The sequence below is a fragment of the Xenophilus sp. genome (genome assembly GCF_044462705.1).
In the GTDB taxonomy this organism is placed as follows: Bacteria; Pseudomonadota; Gammaproteobacteria; order Burkholderiales; family Burkholderiaceae_C; genus Xenophilus; species Xenophilus azovorans.
Genome location: NZ_JBIQNC010000181.1, coordinates 1 through 9,843 on the forward strand (window position 1 = coordinate 1; position 9,843 = coordinate 9,843).

Consider the following 9,843-nt stretch of genomic DNA (forward strand, 5'->3'; position numbering starts at 1 on the left):
TGCACGGCGGCGCCGCGGGCCGACAGCCAGCGCATCGCGGCATCGGGCAGCAGCGCGCCCAGGTCGGTGCGCGGCAGCAGCAGGTCGGCGCCGCCAAAGCTGGACGGCCCCCAGGGCCGGGCTGTGCCCGGCCCGCCCCCCGAGGGGGGCAGGACGACTTGGGGCGGCCCGGCGTCGTCCTCGGAGAAGAGCGCATCGCGCAGCACGCGCAGGAAGACGGCGCCGCTGGCGCGCTCCACCGGCACGTTGAGCGCCGAGACGCACAGCGGCGCGATCAGCTCGTCGACGACGCGGGGCCGCAGGCCGGCGCACAGGTCGGCCACTGTCTGCTCCGGCGCGCAGGCGAAGCGGCGTGCCCGCCAGCGCAGGGCGGTGTGCAGCAGCGAGTACCGGTCCCGCCACGACCAGCCGCGTGCGCCGGCGATGCCGGCCAGCAGGTCCATCGGCGGCTTCATGCCCGCGGGAATCGCCAGCCCGCCGCCGTCGGGAAAGCGCAGCGCCAGCGGGGCGCGCAGCAGCACCTGCTGCGGGTCCACGCCCACCGAGCGCATCAGCTCGAGCGTGGCGCGGTAGGCGCCGATCAGGATGTGCTGGCCGTTGTCGAGGGCCAGGCCGCCGTCGGCCTCCACGCGGCGCGCGCGGCCGCCCGGCGTGCGCGCCGCCTCGAACACGGTGACGGTGTGGCCGGCGTGCACGGCCTGCACCGCGCAGGCCAGCCCGGCCCAGCCGGCGCCGACGACGGCGACCCTGCGGCTCACATCCGCCCCAGCGCCTGGACCTTCCACGCCAGCCACAGCTTGCGCAGCGGGGTGAGGGCGATGCGCTGCTGCAGCACGGCGAAATCCTCGGCCTCGATCTCGCGCAGCAGCGTGCGGTAGATGCTGGCCATCATCAGGCCCGGCTTCTGGCTGCGCCGGTCGGCGTCGGGCAGCAGGGCCAGGGCCTCGTCGTAGAAGGCATGGGCGCGCGCGGCCTGGAACTTCATCAGCGCGACGAAGCGGTCGGAGTACACGCGGCCCAGCAGTTCGTGCGCCTTGACGTCGAACTGCTGCAGCTCGTTGACGGGCAGGTAGATGCGCCCGCGGATGGCGTCCTCGCCGACGTCGCGGATGATGTTGGTCAACTGCAGCGCCAGGCCGAGCTTGTGCGCGTAGCCGGTGGTGCGCGCATCGGTCTGCCCGAAGATGCGCGCCGACACCTCGCCCACCACGCCCGCCACCAGGTGGCAGTAGCGCGCCAGGCCGGCGAAGTCGAGGTAGCGCGTCTGCTGCAGGTCCATCTCGCAGCCCTGGATCACCTCCTGCAGTTGCCGCTCCTCGATGCCGAAGGCGGCGGCGTGCGGCATCAGCGCCTTCATCACCGGATGCTGTGGCCGGCCGCCGAAGGCGTTGCCGACTTCGGTGGCCCACCAGGCCAGCTTGGTCGCGGCCACGCCGGGGTCGTGCACCTCGTCCACCACGTCGTCCACCTCGCGGCAGAAGGCGTAGAAGGCGGTGATCGCCGCGCGGCGCTCCGGCGGCAGGAAGAGGAAGGCGTAATAGAAGCTGCTGCCCGAGGCGGCGGCCTTGTCCTGGACGTACTGCTCGGGGGTGGTCATCGGGGCAGGGCGGGTCTCATGGGCGGCGATTGTCGGTGCTGCATCGGGCGCGCCGTCACATGCGCAGGGCGCGCCACAGCAGCCGCGGCGCGTCGGCACTGCCCACCGTGGGGCGGTGCGAAAAACTGTCGAAGCCCCGGGCCTCGATCTTGCCGAGGATGGCCAAGCCGCCCTGGACCACCAGGCGCAGCTCCCAGCCGATGCGGCCCGGCAGCCGGTGCACCAGCGGTGCGCCCTGCTGCATCAGCTCGCGCGCCCAGCGCACTTCGTCGGCCAGCAGCGCGATGGCTGCGCGCGGCGGCGGGGCGGGCTTCAGGGGCTCGAAGGCGCCGAAGTCCCCGGGCGTCAGCGCGTGGCGCGCGCAGTCGCCCAGCGACAGGTAGAAGCGGCCGCGCGGCAGGTCGACGGACAGGTCCTGCCAGAAGTTGATGAGCTGCAGCGCACTGCAGATGGCGTCGCTGCGCGCCAGCGACCCGGCGTCGTCGATGCCGTAGAGGTGCAGCAGCAGCCGGCCGACCGGGTTGGCGGAAAGGCGGCAGTAGTCGAGCAGTTCAACGCGATTGTGGAAGACCGCGTTCTGCAAATCGCCGTCTTGCCGCGCCTTGTCACGCGACACGTCTTCGGCAAAGGCGTGAATCAAGGCCGCCAGCAGATCGCCCGGGAGTGCGAACTCGACGATGGCCGACCGAAGCGCGGCGAAGACCTGCGGCCACCGGTCCGAGGGTGTTTCGCCTCTCAGCGTCCTGGCGAGGTCGTTACGGTAGGCAAGCAGGTCCGCCAGACGCGCCTCGGGACTCGCATCGCCCTCGTCGGCGATGTCGTCCGCGGTGCGCGCGAAGTGGTAGATCGCGGCGATGGGCGGCCGCAGCCGGGCCGGGCACAGCCAGGAGGCGACGGGGAAGTTCTCGTAGTGGTCGGGCGCCGCCGCCCGCGTGGGGGCGGCGGCCGGCGGAGCGGGGCGGGCGGGCACGGCGGCCATTGTCGCGGCGTGGCCCGGGCGGCCCGCGCGCGGTCGCCGCATTGACAGGTGGGAGACCGATCGCCTAGATTACTAACCCGTCGGTCATTAAATGCATGACCGCACATCCTGTCTTCCCTTCCCGGTGCATGCCCATGGTCGCAGCCCCTGCCTTGTCCTTTCTCCGTGCGCAGCCTGCCGCAGGACGGTTGTTCCTCGTCGCGGCGGTCGTGCTTGCCGCCGGCTGCTCCAGGCCGCCGCCGCCCGAGGAGCCGGTGCGTGCCGTGAAGGTGATGACGGTGGGCGTGGGCGCGCTGGATGCGTCGCCGGAGTTCTCCGCCGACGTGCGGGCGCGGGTGGAGTCGCGGCTGGGCTTCCGCGTGGCGGGCAAGATCGTCCGTCGCCAAGCCGAACTGGGCCAGCACGTCGAGCGCGGCCAGGTGCTGGCGCAGCTCGACCCGCAGGACTACCGCCTGGCCGCCGAGGCGGCGCGCGCTCAGGCCGCCGCGGCGCAGACGCAGCGCGACCTGGCCGCCGCCGACCTGCGGCGCTACCGCGAGCTGCGCGAGCAGAACTTCATCAGCGGCGCCGAGCTGGACCGGCGCGAGGCCAGCTTCAAGTCGGCCCAGGCGCAGTTCGAGCAGGCGCAGGCGCAGGTCGCCTCGCAGGGCAACCAGGCCAGCTACACCACCCTGGTCGCCGACGTGGCGGGGGTGGTGACGGGCATCGACGCCGAGCCGGGGCAGGTGGTCTCGGCCGGCACGCCGGTGGTGCGCATCGCGCAGGACGGGCCGCGTGACGTGGTCTTCGCCGTGCCCGAGGACCGGGCCGGCGCGCTCGCGCTGGGCTCGCCCGTCCAGGTGCGGGGCTGGGCCGGCGGCCGCGAGATCGAGGGCACCGTGCGCGAGGTGGCGGCCAGCGCCGATCCGGTAACGCGCACCTACACCGTCAAGGTCGGCATCGATGCCGCCGACGCGCCGGCCCTGGGGTCGACCGTGTACGCCAGGCCGCAGGCGCTGGCGCACGGCGGGGTGCCGGTCATCAAGCTGCCCACCAGCGCGCTGCGGCAGGAGGGGCAGGGCACGGCGGTGTGGGTGCTCGACACGGCGTCCATGACGGTGAAGTCGCAGCCGGTCCAGGTGGCGACGGCCGACGGCAACGAGGCGGTGATCGCCGCCGGCCTGGCGCCGGGCCAGCAGGTGGTGACGGCCGGCGTGCACGTGCTCACCGCCGGGCAGAAGGTCGCGGTCTACCGGGAGAAGGGGGCTGCGCCGCCGGCGCCGGGCGGCGCCGCGAACCCGGCCGCAGCGGGGAGCCGCTGATGGAGGCCCCGGCGTCGGCGAAATCCGGCTTCAACCTCTCGAAGTGGGCGCTGGACCATGCGGCGCTGACGCGCTACCTGATGGTGGTGCTGATGGTGCTGGGCTTCGCCGCCTACTTCCAGCTCGGGCAGGACGAGGATCCGCCCTTCACCTTCCGCGCGATGGTGGTGCGCACCTACTGGCCCGGCGCCACGGCGCAGCAGGTGGCCGAGCAGGTCACCGACAAGATCGAGCGCACGCTGCAGGAGGTGCCCTACGCCGACAAGATCCGCAGCTACTCCAAGCCGGGCGAGTCGCAGGTGATCTTCGAGATCAAGGACTCGTCGAAGCCGGCCGAGGTGCCGCAGGTCTGGTACACGGTGCGCAAGAAGATCGGCGACATGCGCTACACGCTCCCGGGCGGCATCCAGGGGCCCTTCTTCAACGACGAGTTCGGCGACGTGTACGGCGTCATCTACGCCCTGCAGGGCGAGGGCTACAGCTACGCCGAGCTGAAGGACTTCGCCGACGACGTGCGCCAGCAGCTGCTGCGCGTGAAGGACGTGGCCAAGGTCGAGCCCTTCGGCGTGCAGGACGAGAAGATCTGGATCGAGGTCTCGCAGCGGCGCCTGGCACAGCTCGGGCTGGATTTCAACGCCGTGCTGCAGCAGCTGGGCGCGCAGAACGCGGTGGAGAGCGCCGGCGCGGTGCAGTCGCCGCAGGACGTGGTGCAGGTGCGCGTGGGCGGCCAGTTCAACGACGTGGAGCAACTGAGGGCGATGCCGATCCGCGGCAGTTCCGGCCACCAGCTGCGTCTGGGCGACATCGCCGAGGTGCGCCGCGGCTATGTCGATCCGCCCTCGGTCAAGGTGCGCTTCCAGGGGCAGGAGGCGATCGCGCTGGGCATCTCGATGGCCAAGGGCGGCGACATCATCGCGCTGGGCCAGTCGCTGCGCGACGCCACACGGCGCATCGAGAAGACCCTGCCGGCCGGCGTGACGCTGGCGCAGGTGCAGGACCAGCCGGCCTCGGTGGCCGCCTCGGTCAACGAGTTCGTGAAGGTGCTGATCGAGGCGGTGGTGATCGTGCTGGCGGTGAGCTTCATCTCGCTCGGGCTGCACAAGGGCGGGCGCTTTGGCTGGTACATCGACTACCGGCCCGGCCTGGTGGTGGCCATCACCATCCCGCTGGTGCTGGCCGTGACCTTCCTGGCGATGAACTACTTCGGCATCGGGCTGCACAAGGTGTCGCTCGGCTCGCTCATCATTGCGCTGGGCCTGCTGGTGGACGACGCCATCATCGCCGTGGAGATGATGGTGCGGAAGATGGAGGAGGGCTACGACAAGACGCGCGCCGCCACCTTCGCCTACGACGTGACGGCCAAGCCGATGCTCACCGGCACGCTCATCACCGCGGCGGGCTTCCTGCCGATCGGCATCGCCAAGTCGGTCACGGGCGAGTACACCTTCGCGATCTTCGCGGTGACGGTGATCGCGCTGGTGCTGTCGTGGATCGTCTCGGTGTACTTCGTGCCCTACCTGGGCACGCTGCTGCTGAAGGTCAAGCCGCACGACCCCGACGCGCCGCCACACGAGCTGTTCGACACGCCCTTCTACACGCGCTTCCGCCGCACGGTGGGCTGGTGCGTGCAGCACCGCTGGCTCACCATCGCGGCCACGGTGGGCATCTTCGCGCTCGGCATCTTCGGCATGACGCGCGTGCAGCAGCAGTTCTTCCCCGATTCCAGCCGGCCCGAGATCATGGTGGACCTGTGGTTCCCGGAGGGCACCTCGTTCAAGGCCAACGAGGCCGTGGCGAAACGGCTGGAGCGGCGGCTGATGCAGGAAGAGGGCGTCGAGAGCGTCGCCACCTGGGTCGGCTCGGGCACGCCGCGCTTCTACCTGCCGCTGGACCAGGTCTTCCCGCAGAGCAACGTGTCGCAATTCATCGTGCTGGCCAAGGACCTGCACCAGCGCGAGGCGATCCGCCAGCGCCTGCCGGCGCTGCTGGCGCAGGAAGTGCCGGAGGCGCGCGGCCGCGTCAAGCTGCTGCCCAACGGGCCGCCGGTGCCGTACCCGGTGCAGTTCCGCGTGATCGGCTCCGACCCGGCGCAGCTGCGCCAGCGCGCCGACGAGGTCAAGGCCGTGATGCGCGCCAACCCGAACATGCTGGGCGTCAACGACAACTGGAACGAGTCGGTCAAGGCCATCCGCCTGGAGGTGGACCAGGCCAAGGCGCGCGCGCTGGGCGTGACCAGCCAGTCGATCGCCCAGGCCTCGCGCACCATGTTCAGCGGCACCACGGTCGGGCAGTACCGCGAGGACGACAAGCTGATCGACATCGTGCTGCGCCAGTCGCCCGACGAGCGCGAGGCCATCTCGGACATCGGCAACGCCTACCTGCCCACGGCCAGCGGCCGCGCCATCCCGCTCACCCAGATCGCGCGCCCCGTCTTCACCTGGGAGCCGGGCGTGATGTGGCGCTGGAACCGCGACTACGCCATCACCGTGCAGGGCGACATCATCGAGGGACTGCAGGGCGCGACCGTCACCGAGCAGCTGCTGCCGAAGCTGCGCGCGCTGGAGGCCGGCTGGCAGGCCGCGGGCGACGGCGGCGTGCGCATCGAGGTGGCCGGCGCGGTGGAGGAAAGCAGCAAGGGCTCCTCCTCCATCGTGGCCGGTGTGCCGGTGATGCTGTTCATCGTCTTCACGCTGCTGATGCTGCAGCTGCACAGCTTCAGCCGCTCGATGCTGGTGTTCCTCACCGGGCCGCTGGGCATCGCCGGGGTGGCCGGCGCGCTGCTGCTGCTGAACCGGCCGTTCGGCTTCGTGGCGCTCCTGGGCGTGATCGCGCTGATGGGCATGATCCAGCGCAACTCGGTGATCCTGATCGACCAGATCGAGCTGGACCGCGCCGCCGGCGTGCCCACCTGGGACGCCATCGTCGAGGCGGCGGTGCGGCGGCTGCGGCCCATCGTGCTGACGGCCGCGGCGGCGGTGCTGGCGATGATCCCGCTCTCGCGCAGCGTGTTCTGGGGGCCGATGGCGGTGGCCATCATGGGCGGGCTGATCGTGGCCACGGTGCTGACGCTGCTGGCGCTGCCTGCCATGTACGCGGCGTGGTTCCGGGTCAAGCGGGAAAAAACCGGTCCGGAACCCGCTTAAAATAATCGGTTGACCGATTTCGGCGGGCGGTCCAGGCACGGGCCGCCCGTTTTCGTTTCCATCGACGTTGCGCGGGTGGCGAAATTGGTAGACGCACCAGGTTTAGGTCCTGACGCCAGCAATGGTGTGGGGGTTCGAGTCCCCCCCCGCGCACCAGCGACCTCCACAAGGAAAGACACATGACCGTGAACGTTGAAACGCTCGAGAAGCTCGAGCGCAAGATCACCCTGACGCTGCCCGTCGACACCATCAAGAACGAGGTCGATTCGCGCCTGAAGCGCCTGGCGCGCACCGTCAAGATGGACGGCTTCCGCCCCGGCAAGGTGCCGATGAACGTGGTTGCCCAGCGCTACGGCTACTCGGTGCAGTACGAGGTGATGAACGACAAGGTCGGCCAGGCCTTCGCCCAGGCCGCCAACGAGGCCAAGCTGCGCGTCGCCGGCCAGCCCACCATCACCGAGAAGGACGGCGCGCCCGAGGGCCAGCTCGCCTTCGACGCCGTGTTCGAGGTGTACCCCGAGGTCAAGATCAACGACCTGGCCGGCGCCGAGGTGGAGCGCCTGGCGGCCGAGGTCAACGACGAGGCCATCGACCGCACCCTGGACATCCTGCGCAAGCAGCGCCGTACCTTCGCCCAGCGCGCCCAGGACGCCGCCGCCCAGGACGGCGACCGCGTCACGGTCGACTTCGAGGGCAAGATCGAGGGCGAGCCCTTCGACGGCGGCAAGGCGGCCGACTTCCAGTTCATCGTCGGCGAAGGCCAGATGCTCAAGGAATTCGAGGACGCCGTGCGCGGCATGAAGGCCGGCGACAGCCGCACCTTCCCGCTGGCCTTCCCGGCCGACTACCACGGCAAGGACGTGGCCGGCAAGACGGCCGACTTCCTGGTCACGGTCAAGAAGATCGAATCCGCCAACCTGCCCGAGGTGAACGAGCAGTTCGCCAAGTCGCTGGGCATCGCCGACGGCACGGTGGAGGGCCTGCGCGCCGACGTGCGCAAGAACCTGGAGCGCGAGGTCAAGTTCCGCCTGCTGGCGCGCAACAAGAACGCCGTCATGGACGCGCTGCTGGCCAACGCCGAGCTGGACCTGCCCAAGTCCATCGTCCAGGCCGAGATCGACCGCATGGTCGAGGGTGCCCGCGCCGAGCTCAAGCAGCGCGGCATCAAGGACGCCGACAAGGCCCCGATCCCGGCCGACGTGTTCCGCCCGCAGGCCGAGCGCCGCGTGCGCCTGGGCCTGGTAGTGGCCGAGCTGGTGCGCGCCAACAGCCTGGAAGCCAAGCCCGAGCAGATCAAGGCCCACATCGAGGAGCTGGCCTCCAGCTACGAGAAGCCGGCCGACGTGGTGCGCTGGTACTACGGCGACAACCGCCGCCTGGCCGAGGTCGAGGCGGTGGTGATCGAGAACAACGTCACCGACTTCGTGCTCGGCAAGGCCAAGGTCGCCGACAAGGCGGTGAGCTTCGACGAACTGATGGCGCAGCAGGGCTGATCCGCCCCCTCGCGGCATCTGGGGCTTGTGCTCGCGGGCACAGGCCCCATTTCATTTGAGCGTACGGGTTTGGTCGTACAGTTGGCAGCTCTTCCGGAGAGAAACATGAGTTCACAGGACACCCAGGCCCTCGGCCTGATCCCGATGGTCATCGAGCAGTCGGGGCGCGGCGAACGCTCCTTCGACATCTATTCGCGCCTGCTCAAGGAGCGGGTCGTCTTCCTGGTCGGCGAGGTCAACGACCAGACCGCCAACCTCGTGGTGGCGCAACTGCTGTTCCTGGAAAGCGAGAACCCCGACAAGGACATCTCGCTGTACATCAACTCGCCCGGGGGCAGCGTGACGGCCGGCATGTCGATCTACGACACCATGCAGTTCATCAAGCCCGACGTCTCGACCATGTGCCTGGGCTTCGCGGCCAGCATGGGCGCCTTCCTGCTGGCGGCGGGCGCCAAGGGCAAGCGCTACAGCCTGCCCAACAGCAAGATCATGATCCACCAGGTGCTGGGCGGCGCGCGTGGGCAGGCGACGGACATCGAGATCCACGCCCGCGACATCCTGCGCACCAAGGACCAGATGAACCGCATCCTGGCCGAGCGCACCGGCCAGCCGCTGGACAAGGTCAAGGCCGACACCGAGCGCGACTACTTCCTGACCGCCGACGAGGCCAAGGACTACGGCCTGGTCGATCAGGTGATTTCGCAGCGCGGCTGAGCGGCTTTTTCAGGGTCGCGAGACGGCGTTTCCCATGCGGGAAGCGCCGTTTTTCTTTCGTTATCATTGACCAATTCCCCTCCGAGGCATTCGCCCATGGCCGAGAAAAAAGGCTCTTCGACCGAGAAAACGCTGTACTGCTCCTTCTGCGGCAAGAGCCAGCACGAGGTCAAGAAACTCATCGCCGGGCCGTCGGTCTTCATCTGCGACGAGTGCATCGACCTGTGCAACGAGATCATCCGTGACGAGATGCCCGCGGCCGAGGAAGGCCGCGAGGGCCGGGGCGACCTGCCGACGCCGGCCGAGATCAAGGCCAACCTCGACAACTACGTCATCGGCCAGGAGGCCGCCAAGCGCATGCTGGCGGTGGCGGTCTACAACCACTACAAGCGCCTCAAGCACAAGGAAAAGGCGCCTTCGTCCAAGGGCGGCGACGACGTCGAGCTCAGCAAGAGCAACATCCTGCTGATCGGCCCCACCGGCTCGGGCAAGACGCTGCTGGCGCAGACGCTGGCGCGCCAGCTTGACGTGCCCTTCGTGATGGCCGACGCTACCACGCTGACCGAGGCCGGCTACGTCGGCGAGGACGTCGAGAACATCATCCAGAAGCTGCTGC

The 9,843-nt window shown here is 69.9% G+C and carries 8 protein-coding genes and 1 tRNA gene; 6 read left to right on the forward strand and 3 right to left on the reverse strand.

Annotation, left to right across the window (positions count from 1 at the left end):
* The 3 genes from ACIY1X_RS20905 to hpnC all read right to left on the reverse strand — a co-directional run.
* Positions 1-758: FAD-dependent oxidoreductase (locus tag ACIY1X_RS20905; RefSeq protein WP_399684289.1), on the reverse strand; the 758-nt coding region annotated here is incomplete at its 3' end.
* Positions 755-1,597 carry a presqualene diphosphate synthase HpnD gene (gene hpnD / locus ACIY1X_RS20910; RefSeq protein ID WP_399684292.1) on the reverse strand — a complete coding sequence of 281 codons (843 nt, stop codon included), beginning with the start codon at positions 1,595-1,597 and terminating at the stop codon, positions 755-757. The genes ACIY1X_RS20905 and hpnD, both read right to left, overlap by 4 nt.
* Positions 1,598-1,652: 55 nt before the next feature.
* Positions 1,653-2,576, reverse strand: coding sequence for a squalene synthase HpnC (gene hpnC / locus ACIY1X_RS20915; protein WP_399684295.1), 924 nt, complete (start codon positions 2,574-2,576; stop codon positions 1,653-1,655).
* A 128-nt stretch (positions 2,577-2,704) separates the two neighbouring features.
* Between hpnC and ACIY1X_RS20920 the strand changes: the two genes are divergently transcribed.
* The 6 genes from ACIY1X_RS20920 to ACIY1X_RS20945 form a co-directional block, all read left to right on the forward strand.
* Positions 2,705-3,877, forward strand: coding sequence for an efflux RND transporter periplasmic adaptor subunit (locus tag ACIY1X_RS20920; protein ID WP_399684297.1), 1,173 nt, complete (start codon positions 2,705-2,707; stop codon positions 3,875-3,877).
* Positions 3,877-7,020 (forward strand): efflux RND transporter permease subunit, encoded by a 3,144-nt coding sequence (locus ACIY1X_RS20925; protein ID WP_399684299.1) that lies wholly within the window; start codon positions 3,877-3,879, stop codon positions 7,018-7,020. Before ACIY1X_RS20920 ends, ACIY1X_RS20925 begins: the two co-directional genes overlap by 1 nt.
* Before the next feature lie 69 nt (positions 7,021-7,089).
* A tRNA-Leu gene (locus tag ACIY1X_RS20930) sits at positions 7,090-7,176 on the forward strand.
* A gap of 23 nt (positions 7,177-7,199) precedes the next feature.
* Entirely contained in the window at positions 7,200-8,513 is a 1,314-nt protein-coding gene (tig, locus tag ACIY1X_RS20935; protein ID WP_399684302.1) for a trigger factor, read from the forward strand.
* Positions 8,514-8,618: 105 nt separating this feature from the next.
* Positions 8,619-9,227, forward strand: coding sequence for an ATP-dependent Clp endopeptidase proteolytic subunit ClpP (gene clpP / locus ACIY1X_RS20940; RefSeq protein ID WP_399684305.1), 609 nt, complete (start codon positions 8,619-8,621; stop codon positions 9,225-9,227).
* A gap of 96 nt (positions 9,228-9,323) precedes the next feature.
* Positions 9,324-9,843, forward strand: a 520-nt coding sequence (locus ACIY1X_RS20945; RefSeq protein WP_399684308.1) for a ClpX C4-type zinc finger protein, incomplete at its 3' end; no start/stop codon positions are given.